1 pseudogene is annotated in these 470 nt (G+C 50.9%); it reads left to right on the forward strand.

Annotation, left to right across the window (positions count from 1 at the left end):
* Nucleotides 1–468 (forward strand): annotated as a pseudogene (locus tag JZY04_RS21080) (conjugal transfer protein TraD); the annotation flags it as partial.
* Nucleotides 469–470 lie beyond the last annotated feature (2 nt).

Genomic DNA, 470 nt, shown 5'->3' on the forward strand with positions numbered 1-470 from the left:
AAAGGCATTGAGCTGTCGGAGGAAGAGGCTACTTTTGACGACGGAAACACGGAAACCGTCTCACGCCCGACACAAGTACCGGAGGACAAACTCGATGAAACCTTCACGAGCATCCCGCCCTCGGAACTGGAGTACGGAGAAGATGAACCGGAGGATGAAGAACCAGACAAAAAGCAGGCTTCGGGAAGTAGCTTCGAGGATATTGACATGGCAGTACACACCATACGGAAGGAATCACCATCCGATGAGGAAATGCGACACGCCGGAAAGGTCATGACGGAACTGGACGGGACAGAGCTTTTCACAAGAATAACGGAACGCCTGACCGATGAAGCAATGAGCGAGAGGATTGCAAAGGCGATGGCAGTTTTCGTGGACACGGTGAACATGACCGTGACACAACAAAAGGAAAAGGTGTTCGTGATTCCCGACAACATCGAGGAGTTCGACTTCCGAAACTATGTATAACA

Origin of the sequence: Bacteroides sp. 11BF, assembly GCF_019633765.1 — a bacterium.
Taxonomy (GTDB): domain Bacteria; phylum Bacteroidota; class Bacteroidia; order Bacteroidales; family Bacteroidaceae; genus Bacteroides; species Bacteroides hominis.